Genomic DNA, 16,267 nt, shown 5'->3' on the forward strand with positions numbered 1-16,267 from the left:
CTTCTGTTGGGGACGGTCAGCGGCGTTTCAGCGCGCCCGAGAGGCGGCGCAGCGGCGCCGTGATCTTCCAGCTCGTGCTGCCCAGCAGGTCCGCGACCTGTGCATCGCGCCGGGCGAGCTCCGCGGCCTGGGTTTCCGACTGGGCGAGCAGGCGCGACGCCTGCCAGGCCTGTTCATGCAGTGTGGCCAGCTGGTGGTCGATGGCTCCCTGTTGCCGCGCGATGGTGGCTTGCTGTTCGGCGAGCGTCGTCGACTGACGGGCGAGGATCGTGTGCTGGTCGGCCGTCACGCGCTGCAGGTCGGCCACGGCGGCTTGCGCGGCGGCCAGCGTGCGCTGCAGGTCGTCTGCGGCCCAGGCGCGCTCCATGAGGCGTCCGCGCTGCTCCTTCGTCCAATAACCCTGCCACTTGTCGAAGATCGTCGCGGCGGCCGCGCTTTGCGGACCCGAATCCGCATGCACGCCCGAGCTGTCGTGGACGCGATAGAACGCGCTCACGCCCGGCAGGTGCACGAAGGTCGAGCGGCGCGCGAGCTGCAGCCAGAAATCCCAGTCCTCGTAGTGATCGACCTGCTCGTCGAAGCGGGCACTTGCCGGCCCCTGGCACAGGGCGCGTTCGAACAGGACGGCATGGATCGGCGTGATGTTGCCTGCCAGTTGCCGCACGCCGTCGAAGGGCAGGTCCATGGCCTGCCCCATCGGCTCGCCCGCGGCGTTGACCAGCGCCACGCCCGTGTAGGCCACGCGCGCTTTCGGCTGCTTGCGCAGCACGTCCGCCAGGCGCGCGATGTGGCCCGGCATGAGCCAGTCGTCATCGTCCAGGAAGAGAAGGTAGTCGCCGCGCGCATGGTCCAGAGCCCGGTTGGCGGCGGCGCTGCGCTGGAGCGGCGCGTCGGCCGGGACGAGGCGCAAGTCGAACGGGCCGCAACGCGCCGGCAGTTCGCGATGGCCCGGGCGCGCCGCGACGACGACGACTTCGATGCGGGGCCAGGTCTGCAGGGCGATGGACGCCAGGGCTTCGTCCAGCATCGGCCGGTCGATGCTGCGCACCAGGACCGACACGAGCGGGCTCTCGGATGCGGAAGCGGGCGCGGCGGTGGGGGAAGCGGATTCCACGGAGTTGGGGGACCTCGGACGGCGCTTCGCCTGGCGGGCGAAGCAAAGCCGTCATGATAGCGGGCACCCGTTCCGCTAGACTCGCCGCTCCACCCATGAATGCCCCCTCCACAGTGACCGCGCCGCCGGCCATCGACGCCCGTGGCCTGGGCAAGGCCTACCGCCCCCGTTCCTCGTCCATGCAGCGCCTGCGGGCGGCGCTCTGGGGCCGCGAATCGTCGGGCGAGCCCTTCTGGGCGCTGCGCGACGTGTCGCTGCAGGTCGCCCGCGGCGAGTCGCTGGGCGTGGTCGGGGCCAACGGCGCGGGCAAGTCCACCCTGCTGCAACTGCTGTGCGGCACGCTCACACCCACCACCGGCTCGGTGAGCGTCGATGGACGCATCGCCGCGCTGCTGGAACTCGGCGCGGGCTTCAATGCCGACTTCTCCGGGCGCGAGAACATCCTGCTCAACGGGCCGCTGATGGGGCTGAACCGGCAGCAGCTGCAGGACCGGATGGAGTCGATCATCGAGTTCTCCGGCATCGGGCACTTCATCGACCAGCCGGTCAAGACCTATTCGAGCGGCATGTTCGTGCGGCTCGCCTTTTCCCTTGCGACCAGCGTGGAGCCGGACATCCTGGTGGTGGACGAGGCCCTCTCCGTGGGCGACGGCGGCTTCGCGCGCAAGTCCTTCGACCGCATCCTCGCCATGAAGGAGCGCGGCACGACCATCCTGTTCTGCTCGCATGCGCTCTACCAGGTCGAGGCCTTCTGCGATCGCGTGATGTGGCTGGACCAGGGCCGGATGATGGCCGTGGGCGAGCCCCATGCGGTGATCCGCGACTACACGCTCTTCCTCGCGGGCCCCTCGGGCGCGGGTGCGCAGGCCTCGACCGGTTCCGGCGCCGCCATCCCGGTGGAGCCGCCGCCCGCGGCCGACACCCAGGCCGAAGCCGCGCCGGAAGCCACCGCGACGCCCGGCCATGCGCGGATCACGCGCGTGATCGCGTCGCTCGACGGCGTCGAAGGCAGGCACCTGCACATGACCGGCGGCCGGGGCAGGCTGCGCGTGAGCATCGAGTTCGATTCGGATCCCGCGCTTCCGCCGCCGACCGCCGGCATGACCTTCGAGCTGGCCAACACGATGATCCTCAGCAGCGTGGTGTCGCGCACCGACGGTGTCGTGCTAGACCGGGATGCGCAGGGCCGCGGCACCGCCGCCATCGAATTCGACGCGCCGCCGCTGCGCAAGGGCGACTATCACATCGGTGCGTACCTGGGCAACGAGAACGCGCTGCACCTCTATACCGAGTCGCCGCGCATCGCCTTGCTCACCGTCGCGGATCCGCGGCCCGAACCCGGTCTGGTGGACCTGCCGCATCGCTGGGAGAAAACGCCCGGCCACGCGAGCGACACCTCGCGCTGACCGGTCGCGCCGGGACTTCCCCTCAATCGAACCGGTTGGGCCGCGGCGGCGTGACGGCGAAAGCCTCCGCCCATTTGCGCTCGCCGGGGGGCAGGTACAGCGCCCGATACGCATTGAGGCCCATCACGGCATCCAGGTAGTTGCCATACCTGAGCGCGGTTTCGTGGCACAGCAGCGCGGCTTTCTTGGTGTCGAGCGTCTGCGTGATGTCCACCACGTGCGTGGCGGGCACGGGCGTCCAGGTTTCGTAATACAGCAGCGACTGCACCTGCGTGTGTTTCAACAGCTGCGTCGCGCTCGCCGAGATGCGCGCGTGGTCGGTGTGCGTGTCGCCGATCCACGGCAGGAACACCCAGTCGGGCTTCACCCGTTCCACGAGCGCGCCGAGCATGCCGCGGAAAGCCGGCGTGTCCTCGAAGCGGCCATCGGGCGCATCGAAGCAGATCAATTCGTTGGCGATGCCGAGCGTGCGCACCGCGTTCTCCATCTCCGTCTTGCGCGCTTCGCTCGTGCCGGGCGGCAGCCCGCCGCCGCCGTCGCCGTCGGTGACGAGCAGCACGTGGATGTCGCAGTCGGCCGCGAGGCGCGCGAGCGTGCCGCCGCATCCCAGCGTTTCGTCGTCCGGATGCGGCGCGATCACGAGCACACGCCGCACGCGCGAAAGGTCCAGGACCTCCGGCAGGGCGTTCGCGCCGGAGGGCCCGCGCCTAAGCTGCTTGATAAATTGCCACATAGCGTTGCGCCACCTCCACGGGGCCGGGCCAGCCGGATGCACGTTCGATCGCCCGCTCGGACCAGGCCCGGCGCAATGCCGGATCCGCGCACAACGCGGCCAGCGCGCCTTCCAGCGAGTCGGCATCGTTGGGCACGAGCCACGCGCCGTCGCCCATGACTTCGGGCACGCCGCCCACGGGGCTGCAGATGGCCGGCAGGCCCGCGCACAGCGCTTCCAGGTTCGCCATGCCGAAGGATTCGGTGCTCGACGCGCTCATGTAGATGTCGGCCGCATGGTAGTACGGGGCCACGTCCTGCGTCGACTGGATATCGAGCCGGTCGAAGCCGAGCTCGCGCGCGAGCGCGGTCAACCCGCTGCTGTCGCCGGCGCCGAGCACGAGCAGCCGCACGCGCCCATCGCGCTGCGCCGCGCAGGCGCGGACGATGCGATCGAAGCATTTGAGCGGTGCGAGCCGTCCCACTGCGAGCACGGAGATGTCCTCCTCGGCGTAGCCCAGCGCCGCGCGCGCTTCGTGCCGCTGCGCCTCGCTCGCCACTTGCAGGGGCGGACGGGGATGCGGGACGTGGTGCCAGTGCGCGGACGGCGCGGGCAGGCCGAGTTCGCGCGCGAGCTGGGCCAGCGACGCAGCCGTCGGCGCCAGCACCCATGCCGCGCGATTGGCGATCCAGCGCTCGATGCGCCGCATCCATGCCATCGTGCGCGGGCCCTGGGTCAAGCCGTCCTCGTGCGTCGCCTGGCTGTAGCTGCCGAAGCCGTGCTGCGTGAACCCCCAGCGCACGCCGCGGCCGCCGCCTGCGAGCAGGCCCCACGCGGCGCCGCAGGCGATCCAGGGGTCGTGCGCGTGTACGTGGGTGTAGCCTTGCGCGATGGCGATGCGCGCGGCTTCGGCGCCCACCTGCAGGCGTTCCTGCCAGGCATTGGCGAGGTTCTGCCGCAAGGGATGGTCCCGCAGCCCCGGCAGGCCCGCCATCCATGCGGACCGCTCCCGGCGCTTGTCGAGCAGGGTGGCGGGAAGGTCCTCCTGGCAGAAATAGCGCACGTCCACTCCGCAGGCCCGCATCGGTTCGAGCAAGGGCGCGAGGCTGCGGCCCAGGCCGTACTTTCGGTCCTCGGCGGTTTCGCGCGTGACCATGAGCACACGCGGATTCATCGGAAGTCGGTGTCCCCGGCCATCAACCACCAGTGGCCCCGCAATTGATCGGGGGAGGGGCCCGCCGTCCACACGTTCGCGGGAACCGCGAGGTCCAGCCCGGTGACGCTCGCTGCGCCGTCCGAGAGCAGGCTCGCATGGCTGGTCGTCACCCACGCGCGCAGTCTGGCGGCGCCGCGCTCCTGCGCCCAGGCGCGCGCCGCGCTGACGAGCGAGCCGAAGTTGCGGCGCGGGCCGATCACGTCGACCAGCTCCGCGAGGTGCGCGTCCACGAGGCGAAGGACGGCGATGCCCAGCGGTGTGCCCGTAAGTCCCTTGCGAACCAGCAGGCAGTCGTAGTCGACCGTGGGGTGCTGCTGGAACCTTTCCCTCACGAAGGCGGCATCGCGCACGCCGATCACGCTGCCCCGGAAGTCCTGCGCCATCGCCTTCCAGAGCCTGTCGATGGCGCCGGCGTCCTTCGCGTGGACGCTTCGCACGCGCAACATGCGCGATCCCCAGCTCGCGCCGGCGGGCCAGGCGAGCTCGCTGATCGTGTCGACCTGTTCGTACAGGCCCAGCTTCTGCGCGAGCAGCAGGTGTTTGGACGTCGGGAATCCAAAGCCGAAGAGATGCGGGCGGCCATAACCCACGCTGCGTTCGATGTAGCTGGCAGCCGCCATCAGCAGCGCGCCCGAACGGGTCATCACGCCGCGCTCGGCGGGGTGGACCATCACGTCGCAGATCTGCACGCAGGACTCGGGCTTGCCGAACAGGAGCACCGGCCGGGGCATCGCGCCGAAGAACGCGATGAGGCGGCCGTCCTTCCACGCGCCCATGCCCGGCACGGTGGTGTCGCGGTACTTCCAGGCCCACAGGCGCGGATCGATGCGATAGCCGAAGGCGGATTCGAACAGGTCGAAGAAGGGCTGCTCGTTGTCCCGGTGCAGCCAGCCGGGCCGCCAGCGCGGTGTGCGCTCCAGTGTCCAGCCGCCGGGCGCCTTGGCGGCACCGAAGCGGGCCGCGAGACTGGCGAAGGCGTCCGCGCCGAAGCGGTCGCTCGCGGCGAGTGCTTCGAGGTCGGCGGGGTCGCCGGGATGAAGCGACCGGGTGCGCTCGTCCAGCGCGGAGACGATGTCGCCGGCGCCTTCAGATTTCATCGGCGAAGGCGGGACGCAGCCGCTCGAAGAGCCGGTAGGCGAGAAAGGCGAACACGAGGCCGATCGCCGTGTAGGCGCCCAGCGCCTGCCAGTCCGGCGCGGTGCCGTGCAGCACGATGCGGCGCAGGCTTTCGATCGGCACCGTCAGTGGATTGAGCCAGAGGATCCGGGCGAAGAAGGGCGGCAGCGCCTGTACCGGGTAGAGCACCGGCGATGCGAAGAGCAGCATGCTCACCGCCGGTCCGATCGCGTGCGTGATGTCCCTCAGGAACACGCCGACGCTGGAAAGCAGCCACGCCGTGCCGAGCAGGAAAGGGACCATGCTGGCGAGCACCAGCGGCGCGGCGAGGATCCAAGCCGTGAGATGAGTGCCGAACCCCACCGCGGCGCCGAGCAGGATGGCCAGCGCGAGTACCGCCTGGAACATCGCCGCGCCGACCGCGACCCAGGAGAGCACTTCCAGCGGGAAGACGACGCGCTTGACCAGGTTCGGCTGGTCCAGCACGACGCGCGGCGCGCGTCCCAGCAGGTCGGCGAACAAATTGAAAATGAGGAGGCCGGCGAACAGCTGCAGCACGAATTCGCTGGTGGAGTCGCTTCCGCCCGGCCACCGGGCCTTGAACACGCTGCGGAACACGAAGGTATAGGCGGCGAGGATCAGCAAGGGCGAGAGCAGGCTCCAGCCGATCCCCAGGACCGAGCCCTGGTAGCGGGACATGATGTCGCGGCGCACCAGCTGCGCGACGAGGTAGCGGTGGCGTGCAAGAAAGAGCGGGTGGCCGCGGTGCAGCAGTCGGGTCAGCATCGCGTGGATTGTGCCTTCGCCCCGCGCGCGCCCTCAGGCGGCCGCAGGTCCGTCGGCGGGCTTGCGGCCCGAAGCCACGTCCCGGATGAAATCCGTGTTGTCCACGCGCAGGTCGTTGCCGCTGCGCTCGACGACGCCGCGGCTCTGGAGCAGCTGGAAGACGCGGGTCACCGTCTCACGGCTGGCATTGATCATGATGGCCAGCTCCTGGTGGGTGGGAGCGTTGCGCACCCAGGCGCTGTCGGGCGCGACGACCATCATCAGTTCGAGCTGGGCGCACACCCGCTGGACCGGGTTGACCATGCCCAGGATGCGGCGCTGGCCGGACAGCTGCCGCACCCGCTGCGACAGGCTGGTGCACAGCACTTCGGCCAACTTGGCGTGCGCGAACAGGATGGGCCGGATCAGGTCGCGCGGAACGAAGACGACCCGCGACCTGGAGACTGCGGTCACGTAGACCGGCTGCGTTTCACCGTCGATGACCGCGATATCGCCGAAATAGTCGCCGGGATTGACGAAGTAAAGGCCAACTTCCCGCCCGTCGACGGTAAAATCGACGCCTTGGAGGCGGCCTTCGATCAGGAAACAGAGGGCGCCCCCTTCGCTGCCTTTTTGCAACACCACTTCCCGCTTGGCGAAAGCACGCTCCGAGCACTGCTGGGCCAGGTGCGCCAGCGTGACCTGAGGCAGACCGGCCAGCAATGGCAGCTGGTTCAGGACGAGCTGGGGAACGGGCATGGATGGGAAGTCGGCAAGCTGGCGGACGGTGGCGGGGCCAAAAGTGGGCCATCATAAGCAGGGCGCGCCGCATTACGGGGCGGCCGGCGGGAAATGTGACCCTGCTCACAGCGCCGGCGGCTCTGCCTTGGTAAATTTGCCTCATTCTGACAATCTGTGACAGCTTTCGGACTTCGCCCATGACCCCCATCGACCGCACGCGCGTCCTCTTCTCGGCAGTTGCCTGCGCCGTCGCCGGTTTGTCGACAGGCGCCGCCCGTGCCGACAGCGCCTCGGCCGGCCAGCGGCCCGTGGGCGAAGTCACGATGAGCGTCGGCCCCGTCATGAAGACGTCGGCCCAAGGTGTCCCCGAGGCCGTCCAGCGAGGCAGCCGGATCATGCCGGGGGACCGGCTCGATACCGCAGATGGCGGCCATATCCACGTGCGTTTCGTCGATGGCGCGCTGGTGAGCGTGCGCCCGGGCAGCCGCCTGTGGATCGAAGACTACAAATATGATGCGCAGCACGTGGCGCAGTCGGTGGTTCGCTTCAAGCTGGAATACGGCGTCGCGCGCGCGATTTCCGGGGCTGCGGCCGAAGGCGCGAAGGATCGTTTCCGGCTGAACACCCCGCTGGTGGCCATCGGCGTTCGCGGGACGGATTTCGTGGTGCGCAGCGGGCTGGACGGCACGACGGCGTCGGTGAGCCAGGGCGCGATCGTGATGGCTCCTTTCGACGAGGGGTGCCAGGCGCAGGCGCTCGGGCCCTGCGGCTCCTCGTCCGCGCGACTGCTCGCGGCCGACATGGGGCGGCTCTTCGTGGAATTCCAGGCGCAGACCGCGCACCCGGAGATCAAACCCCTGAACGGCACGACCTTCGCGTCGGCGTCCGATCCCGCCGCCGTCGCACCGGGCCGCCAGAACGTTCCGATGGCTGCGGCCACAGCCATCCCGCATCGCGAAGGCGATGACCTGGCGACTGCCGCATTGGTCGAAGGCGCGGTGAACACGGCGATCGATGCCGGCGCGAGCGTGACGCCTCCGGCGCCTCCGCCCGGTCCCGGGCCGGCGCCGGCCCCCGATGTGACGCCGCCGGTCCCACCGCCCCCGCCTCCTCCGCCCCCGCCGCCGCCCGCACCGGTGCCGCCGGCGCAACTGGCATGGGGTCGCTGGGCCGTTCAGCCGGCGGGCGAGGGCGACATCTCGGCCTACAAGGACCAGGCGCAGTCCGGGCGCAAGTTCGTCCTGGGCAATACGCAATATTTGCTGTACCGGACGGAAACCGGGGCCAGCGTGCTGGCGCCCGGGCTGGGTGCCTACAACTTCGCGCTCGAGGGCGCGCAAGCGCAATACAGCAAGGCCGGCGTGATCAGCGCCGCCACCGTGCAGGGCGGCCAGCTCTCCATCGACTTCGCGGCCCGGCGCTTCACGACGCAGCTGAGCGTCATCAACGCGCTGACCGGGGCGGTGACGCTCAGCGGCGCGGGCTCGGTGGGCACGGACGGAACGTTCGCCGACCGCAGCGTGTCCGGCCAGTCCATCTCAGGCGCGACCGCGCTCGACGGCAAGTCCGCCGGGTACCTGTTCCAGAAGACGATCAACCTCGGCACGCTGTCGGGCATCACCCTCTGGTCGCGTCCATGATCCGCGGCCTCGGTCGATCCCTGCTGCATCCCTGGCGCACCCGCATGCTGGCGGTCGCCATCGCGGTGATCGGCTGGCTGGCGATCGCATTGCTCGCGCCTGTGCCGCTGCACCAGGCAGACGAGCGCGCCACGGACCTGATCTGGCAGTTGAGCGGCGATACGCAGCAGGAACGGCGCGTGGTCGTCGTGGACATCGACGACGCGAGCCTCCAGCGCATCGGCGCATGGCCGTGGTCCCGCCAGACGCAGGCGCGCCTGGTGACGGCGCTGCGCGAGCAGGGCGCGACGCTGCAGCTCTACGACATCGTCTTTCCCGATGCGCGACAGGGCACCGACGAACTGGCCGCCGCGATTGCCGCGTCCGACAGCACCAGCCCGGCGGTCCTGGCGCAGGTCTTTTCGCTGAACCGGGAAAGCCGGCAGACGGTGGGCGAACTGGCGGGTGCGCTTCCGGGCGATGCCTGCATGCCGTCCGCGTCGCCGGCCACGGGCTTCGTCGCCAATGTGGCGGGCCTGGGCACCCGCGCCGGGCACATCACGCCGCGGCTTGACCCGGACGGCAGCGTGCGCAGGGTTCCGGCGCTGGTCTGCTACGGCCAGCGCAACTACCCCGCGCTGGCGCTCGCCGGCCTGGCGGCTTTCGACACGTCCGGGAAGGTGCCGATGCGCATCGAGCCGGGCACCCGTCCCTGGGATCCCGCCTGGACCCTCACCATGTCCGCCATGCCGGACATCAAGGCTCCGCTGGATGCGAACGGCGACTTGCGGGTGCCTTACCGCAAGGCGCGCAATGCCATCGTGTCGGTGTCCGCTGCGGACGTCCTCGAGGGCAAGCTCGGCGCCACCAACCCGCTGCGCGGCGCCTGGGCGCTGGTCGGTGCCTCGGCGTTCGGGCTGGGCGACACGGTTCCGACCGCGCTCGGAGGCGCGGTGAGCGGCGTGGAAGTCCATGCCCAGCTGCTCTCCGGGCTGCTCGATGGCGCCGTGCCCGCCACGCCGCGCGCCGTGCACTGGATCGAGAGTGGCTGGTTCGTCGTGGGACTGCTCGTGCTGCTGGCCCTGAGCGCGACCCGTTCGCTGCCCGCCACGGATCCCCAGCGCCGGCGCCCCGGGGTTCGGGTGCTCTGGGTGCCGCTTGCCGCGGTCGGCTTGGGTGTCCTCGGTTTCATCCTCCATGCCGCGGCGCTCCTGGGCGCGGGGTGGTGGCTGGGCTGGGCGCATGCCAGCCTGGCGATCGTGCTGGTGGGCCTGTGCCTGGGCTTCGCCGAACATGCGCGCAGCCTGGCCGAAAAGGGCCTGCTGTTCCGCAACCTGTCCAGCTACCTGCCGGCCGCCGTGGCGGAGCGCATCGCGCTGGCCGAACCCACGGGTGAAATCGAGGCCGACCGCCGCGACCTGACCGTCGTCGTCGCCGACGTGCGTAATTTCTCCGCCTATTGCGAGGCGCGCAGTCCCGAAGATGCCGCGCGCGTGCTGCATCGCTTCTACACCACGGCCAGCGCGATCGTGCAGGCCCACGGCGGCGCCGTCGAGGAAATGGTGGGCGACAGCCTGATCGCGGTGTTCAACGGATCGCAGCCGTGCGTGGACCACCCGATGCACGCGCTGTCCGCCGCGCGCGAAATCTGGCAGCGATGCAGCGAGGAGCTGCCCAATGTTCCCCCGCAGGGCCTCGAGCCCCTCGGCCTGGGCGTGGGCGTCGAAAGCGGCACGGCGCTGCTGGGAAGCTTCGGCCCCGCAGGGCGCCGAGTCCATGCGGTGCTGGGCCAGACCATCACCATCGCGATCCGCCTGCAGGACATGACAGCCGAACTCGCTTACCCCGTGCTCGTCGGGCCGCAAGCCGCCGAGCGCATCGGCGTGCCCTTCGAACGCAGCGACCTGGCGCTCAAGCCACTGGGCAGTTTCCTTCTTCCCGGGTTGCGTCACAGCACCAAGGTATTTACACTGCGCACCTTGATGCAACCCGGCGGCGATGCAGAGCAGCAGTCGCTGCGCTATCTCCAGCAGCAGGGCCATCTTGCAGCTTGAGCACGCGGACGCCTGAGTCCGCGGTTTGCATTCGGTCCATTAAAAGCACGGCCCACCGTGCTCCCGTTCCCTTGTGGCTGTCGATTCATCTTCTCGCCCGGCTGTTGCCAAACTGATCCGCCGGGCGGTATGGGCTGCGTGCACCATCGCCCCGCTGGCATGGGGACAGGAGCCAGCCGCGCCGGCCGCGGCTGCCTGCCCCGCCCAACCCGTTTATCCCTTGCCAACGCAACCCGGCGAGTTGCAGGCCCTCTCCGAACGTCTCCTGGCCCTGTCCATCGAGAAGGCCTGCCTGGGAGATGCGTCGTTCCATGCATGGCGAGGCGCAGTCCTGATGGCCCTGGGGCGGCCGGTGGAGGCCGTCGAGCCGCTGGAACGCGCGTTGATGGTCAACCCGGACCTGCCCGGCGCCCAGCTCGATCTGGCGCAGGCGCTCGCGCTCCAGGGTGACCGCGCGTCCGCCATCGCGATGCTCGAGGCGCTGCGCGGCCGCGCGGATGTGGCCGGGCCGATCCGCACCGCCATCGACTCGCAGCTGACGGCCATCGCGTCGGCGGCCCAGGCGCAGGACCTCGCCTCCGGCGGCTGGCACGGCCGTTGGCGCCTGGCCAGCCTTGCCGGCGGCGACAGCAACCTGAACAACGCACCCGCCGCATCGGAAATCACGCTCACGATCGAGCAGCAGCAGTACACCCTCCCTCTGGACGCATCGTCGCGCCCGAAGCGCGGGGGCGCCGTCCTGGCGTCCGCCCAATGGCAGGGCTTGCGCATCAATCGGGAATCGCTCTGGGTCGTGCAGGGCGAAGTGAGGGCGCGCCAGACGGCGGACCGCGCGACGAGCTACCAGCAGGCTGACGTCGCGGCGGCCTGGCTGCAGGCCCCTGCGGCGCCCCGGCAGTGGGTGGCGCGCGTCGCGGGAAGCTACCTCCAATTCGGAGGGGCCAGTCTGCTGCAGGCCTATCGCGCAAGCCTGCTGAGGCAATTGGCCCCGATCGCCCGGGAGCAATCCACCGGCATGCTGGACCCGGTCGCGGGTTGCCGTCCCGCGTTCGGTGTCGAATTCGAGCGGCGGCGCTACCCTTCGTCGCCTGCGATCAGCGGCTTGTACAGCGGCGCCCTGGCAGGCGTTTCCTGCAGGCCTGCCGCCAGCGGCGACCAGCCCGGCGCCCCATCGTCCTTCGTCAACATGGAGTTGCGGCTCGGCGCCGACCGGCCTTTCGACGAGGCGCGGGCGGGCGGCACCTACAGGCGCAGCGAGGTGCGCGTCCAGTGGGAGCGGCCCCTGTTCGAGCGGGGGCAGGCAGGCGTGATGTGGTCGTCCACGCGTCAGTCCGATTCGGCTGTCTATAACGTGCAGCTGGGGAATTTCCCGCGGCAGACCCTGCGGCACGCGCTGCAGCTCGATGCCAGCTGGCCCCTGCGCGACGGGCTGTCCCTCGTCGGCACCGCCGAGGCCACCTGGCAGCGCAGCAACATCGAGGCGTTTGTCAGCCGCCAGCGGAGTCTTTATGTAGGCCTGCGCTGGGAAATGATGTAAGAAAACAACGCCCCGGGAACCTGCGTTGGCGTGTGATTGCGATCACATGGAGCTCATCTGCCCTTTGTCTATACTCTCGGCTGAATTGGGCGCAGTGTGTGCCTAATCACTTTCATCCTTACGGAGATCTGAATGGCAATCACCGCAACCGAACGAACTGAGATCGAGAAACTGCTTGTTCTCATGTTCAATGCAGCACCGGGTGCGACGTACCTCGCGCAGGTCGTCAACATCTATGAGCAGCTGGGCCACAACCTGCAGCAGCTCGCCAACAACCTGGACGACATTCCGGTTTTCCAGAGCCTTCACCCCAATTTCCAGACGGCCGCTGAATTCGCAGCCGACTTCCTCACGCCCCTGGGCCTGCAGAACGACTCCGTCGCACTGAGCTTCGTCATCGACAAGTTCAACGCCGGCGTTGCCAAGGGCGAGATCATGTACGAAGGCCTGCTGGCCCTCGAAGGCATCGGTTCCGGCGCTGCTTCCCAGTACGTCGCCGCCAAGGCCATCCTGGAGAACAAGACCGCCGTTTCCGAGTACTACTCGGTGACCAAGGCCGTCGACCAGACCGACCTGAACACCCTGCAACTCGTCCTGAACGGCGTCACCGCCGACCCGGCTTCCGTCACCGCTGCCAAGACCGGCATCGACAACGGCACCCTGGGCACGAGCGGCATCGAAGTCACGCTGACCCCGTCGCAAGACTCCGTCGTCGGCACCACCTCCAGCGACACCATCAACGGCCTGTTTGGTGATGCAACCGCCTCGAACAACACGTTCACCGCCGGTGACTCGGTTGACGGCGCTGCCGGCACCGACCGCCTGAACCTGGTCGCCCTGGGCACCACGGCTTCGCAAGCAGTCACCGTCAAGAACGTCGAGTCGATCAACATTCAAGACACCGTCGGCGCGACCTTCAATGCGCTGCTCGTCGAGAACACCCCCGGCATCGCTTTCAACTCCACGCTGGCTGGCCAGACCTCCACGGTCACCAACGCGGCGCTCGCTTCGGTGATGGGCCTGTCCGGCAAGGGCAACCTGACCGTCGACTACTCCGTCACCTCCGGCGCAGCGGACACCGCCAACGTGGTCCTGAACACCGTCGGCACCTCCACCACCGCCCGCAGCACCGTCAACGTCGCTGACGGCAACACGGTCGAGAAGGTCGTCATCGCCGCCGAAGGCACCAACTTCGTCACGCTCGTGGGCGGCACCGCCGACGCGAACGTCACGGTCACCGGCGCCGGCACCAACAACTTCGACCTGAGCGCTGTTGGCGCCGTGGCCGCTGTTGCGACGATCGACGCTTCCGCCTCCACCGGCACGAACACGTTCGTTCTGGGCACGACGCTGAACACCGGCGACGTGGTCAAGGGCGGCACGGGCGCCGACACGGTTTCCACCAACTTCACGCTGGCCACGCTGACCAAGCCGACGATGACGGGTGTCGAAACCCTCACGTCCGACTTCGACGCAGCCGCGATCGTGGACCTGTCCGGCACCACCGGCCTGACCACCATCAACCTGGCCGGCTCCTCCGCCGACCAGACCCTGACGAAGGCCACCTCCAGCGTCGCCACCATCAACGTCACGAGCGAAGCCGATGCGGACAACGTCCTGCACTTCGGCTACGGCGCGACCACGATGGGCTCGTTGGCACTGAAGCTGGGTTCGACGGCTGCTACCGCTGCCGCGATCACCCTGGCCGACGTCAACCTCGACAACACCACCGCCCTGGCGCTGAGCACGGTCGGCACGAAGGCCATCGACATCAACGGCACGATCGACCTGAACGGCGACCAATCCGCCGTGTCGGTGACCGCTGGTGCAAACCTCGAGTACGGCGGCATCCGTGTGGACGGCGGCGACGTCGGCTCCTACACGAAGACGATCGCGTCCAACGTGGTTTCTTCCGGTGGCATCTGGACCGTCGGTGGCGACATCGGCCCGGTCACGGTCACCGTCGGTGCCAATGCAGAAAGCTACTCCTGGATCGCTGCCAGCGGCGCTGGCGACATCGGCGACGTGTCCATCACCGTCACCGGCGACAGCTCCATCGCTGACCAGTACCTGGACGCTGCCGGCAATATCGGCAACATCACGTACAGCGTCACGGGCGACGACTTCAGCGGTTTCATCGCTGCGGAAGCTTCGGGCGGCAGCGTCGGCAACGTGAACATCACGATGACCGGTGACGACTCCCACGGCCACGCCTGGATCAGCGCCGGCACCTTCTCCGGTGCAGCGGACGTCTCCACGATTGGCAACATCTCCGTGTCCGTCGCTGGCGACAACTCCACCTTCTCTGGCCAGTTCAACGTGAGCGGCGGCGACGTCGGCAACGTCACGTTCGCCTACGTCGGTGACGGCGGCAGCGGCTCCATCGCGGTTCAAGCCGGCTACCGTTACGGCGGCGACGGTGACGACTACCTGGGCGGCGGCAGCATCGGCAACGTCAGCTTCAGCATGGACGGCGATTCGAGCGGCTACCTGGCCCTCGCAGCTTCCGGCGGCACGATTGGCGACATCACGATCAGCGCCACCAACGGTGCAGACGTCGACGTCCACGTCAGCGCTGGCAGCCTGTCCTACTCGGGCGGTCTGGAGAACGCCGGCAGCATCGGCAACATCTCCATCTCCGTGGGTGACGACTCCAACGTGTCGGGCAGCTTCAACGCTTCCGGCGGCGACATCGGCAACGTCACGGTGATGGTCACCGGCGACAACGCTTCCGGCACCATCCAGATCGAAGCTTCGTCTTCGAGCGGCGCGGGTTCCAATGGCGACTACACGCACGGCGGCAACGTCGGCAACATCGTCCTGGACATCAACGGCCAATCGACGATGAGCCTGGACGTGTTCGCTTCCGGTGGCAACATCGGTACGGTGAGCGTTTCGGTCGAAGGTAACGGCGCATCCGCTGGCCTGTCCCTGCACTCGTTCGCTACCGACACGGGCAGCACGGGCGGCAACATCGGCGCGGTCTCGGTCACGCTCGGCGACTCGACCTCGATCGTCGTGTCCGGTGGCTTCGAAGGCACGCTGGAATCCCTGACGGTTGTCGGCGGCGACAGCGTCTCGGCTGGCTTCTTCTTCAGCGGCGGCTCCGGCGGCATGGTCGGCGACGTGTCGATCGCAGTCGGCGACAGCAGCTCGGTGGCCTACGCAGTGTCCGGCTTCGGCGGCGACACCAGCAACGTGACCATCACGACCGGCAACAATGCCGACGTGGAAGTCCTGCTGGAGAACTTCACGGGCACGGCTGGCGCTACGTCGATCACGACGGGCACCAACAGCGACGTGGTGTTCAGCGGCGGCAACATCAGCAGCATCGGCGGCCTCACGCTGGCTGGCGGTGACTCTGCGAGCACGGCTTCGATCCACGTCACGGGCACCGTGAACGACTTCGGCGGTGTTGCTGGCTCCACCTGGAAGGGTGCGATGACGGTGGACCTGTCCGCTGTGGTTGTCGGTACGACCGTTCAAGTGGGCGCAGGCGGCTCGAACGTGACCGGTACGCAAGGTTCGGACAACATCTTCATGGGCGCCGGTGTGGACACGTACCACTTCGCTGCTCCTGGCGGTGCCGCCGACGTCCTGTTCGCCTTCAAGGCGGGCGCTGGCGCCGACGTGATCGACGTGGCTCACGTCACGAACTTCACGGCCAACACGTACACGACCAACACGGCTGATACGATCCTCAACGACGAAGCAGCCAAGTTGACCGACATCGCTGGTGGTCAGGACCTGACCACGGCAGCCGGCGTCAAGGCCGCGCTGAACGCCGGTGGTGAGTACGCCCTGATCGACGTGGCAGCGAACTCGTCCTCCACCTTTATCACGGCAGCTTCTGCGACCTCGCAGCAGTTCTTCGTGTGGGAAGTGGTCGAGAACACCGCTGACACCGAAGTCGACACCGTGACCCTGGTTGGCGTGGTCAACACGTCTACCGCGTTCAGCGCGCTGGTCGCAGCCAACCTGGTCTAA

At 68.7% G+C, this 16,267-nt stretch carries 11 protein-coding genes; 5 read left to right on the top strand and 6 right to left on the bottom strand.

Annotated features, from left to right (window positions below; genetic code table 11):
• Positions 1–16: 16 nt before the first annotated feature.
• The gene (locus I5803_RS17250) at positions 17–1,114 is read right to left on the bottom strand and encodes a glycosyltransferase (RefSeq protein ID WP_196987554.1); all 1,098 of its coding nucleotides are present in this window, start codon (positions 1,112–1,114) and stop codon (positions 17–19) included.
• 95 nt (positions 1,115–1,209) lie between these two features.
• Between I5803_RS17250 and I5803_RS17255 the strand changes: the two genes are divergently transcribed.
• Positions 1,210–2,520: an ABC transporter ATP-binding protein gene (locus tag I5803_RS17255; RefSeq protein WP_196987555.1), complete on the top strand. Its 1,311-nt coding sequence runs from the start codon at positions 1,210–1,212 to the stop codon at positions 2,518–2,520.
• A 22-nt stretch (positions 2,521–2,542) separates the two neighbouring features.
• Here I5803_RS17255 and I5803_RS17260 read toward each other — a convergent pair whose 3' ends face one another.
• The 5 genes from I5803_RS17260 to I5803_RS17280 are packed head-to-tail and all read right to left on the bottom strand — an operon-like array spanning position 2,543 to position 7,088.
• Positions 2,543–3,253, bottom strand: coding sequence for a PIG-L deacetylase family protein (locus tag I5803_RS17260; protein WP_196987556.1), 711 nt, complete (start codon positions 3,251–3,253; stop codon positions 2,543–2,545).
• A complete protein-coding gene (locus tag I5803_RS17265; RefSeq protein WP_196987557.1) occupies positions 3,228–4,406 on the bottom strand; it encodes a glycosyltransferase family 4 protein in 1,179 nt (392 codons plus the stop codon). Before I5803_RS17265 ends, I5803_RS17260 begins: the two co-directional genes overlap by 26 nt.
• Positions 4,403–5,545 (bottom strand): GNAT family N-acetyltransferase, encoded by a 1,143-nt coding sequence (locus I5803_RS17270; RefSeq protein WP_196987558.1) that lies wholly within the window; start codon positions 5,543–5,545, stop codon positions 4,403–4,405. Before I5803_RS17270 ends, I5803_RS17265 begins: the two co-directional genes overlap by 4 nt.
• The gene (locus tag I5803_RS17275; protein ID WP_196987559.1) at positions 5,535–6,350 is read right to left on the bottom strand and encodes an ABC transporter permease; all 816 of its coding nucleotides are present in this window, start codon (positions 6,348–6,350) and stop codon (positions 5,535–5,537) included. Before I5803_RS17275 ends, I5803_RS17270 begins: the two co-directional genes overlap by 11 nt.
• A 33-nt stretch (positions 6,351–6,383) precedes the next feature.
• A complete protein-coding gene (locus I5803_RS17280) occupies positions 6,384–7,088 on the bottom strand; it encodes a Crp/Fnr family transcriptional regulator (RefSeq protein ID WP_196987560.1) in 705 nt (234 codons plus the stop codon).
• 179 nt (positions 7,089–7,267) lie between these two features.
• Between I5803_RS17280 and I5803_RS17285 the strand changes: the two genes are divergently transcribed.
• The 4 genes from I5803_RS17285 to I5803_RS17300 all read left to right on the top strand — a co-directional run bounded on the left by I5803_RS17285 (position 7,268) and on the right by I5803_RS17300 (position 16,267).
• Positions 7,268–8,710, top strand: coding sequence for a FecR family protein (locus tag I5803_RS17285; protein WP_196987561.1), 1,443 nt, complete (start codon positions 7,268–7,270; stop codon positions 8,708–8,710).
• A complete protein-coding gene (locus I5803_RS17290) occupies positions 8,707–10,743 on the top strand; it encodes a CHASE2 domain-containing protein (protein WP_196987562.1) in 2,037 nt (678 codons plus the stop codon). The genes I5803_RS17285 and I5803_RS17290 overlap by 4 nt, the downstream gene beginning before the upstream one ends.
• Before the next feature lie 220 nt (positions 10,744–10,963).
• The gene (locus I5803_RS17295; protein ID WP_196987563.1) at positions 10,964–12,280 is read left to right on the top strand and encodes a tetratricopeptide repeat protein; all 1,317 of its coding nucleotides are present in this window, start codon (positions 10,964–10,966) and stop codon (positions 12,278–12,280) included.
• A gap of 183 nt (positions 12,281–12,463) precedes the next feature.
• Entirely contained in the window at positions 12,464–16,267 is a 3,804-nt protein-coding gene (locus I5803_RS17300) for a beta strand repeat-containing protein (protein WP_196987564.1), read from the top strand.

It is taken from the genome of Caenimonas aquaedulcis (genome assembly GCF_015831345.1).
Lineage (GTDB): Bacteria > Pseudomonadota > Gammaproteobacteria > Burkholderiales > Burkholderiaceae_C > Ramlibacter > Ramlibacter aquaedulcis.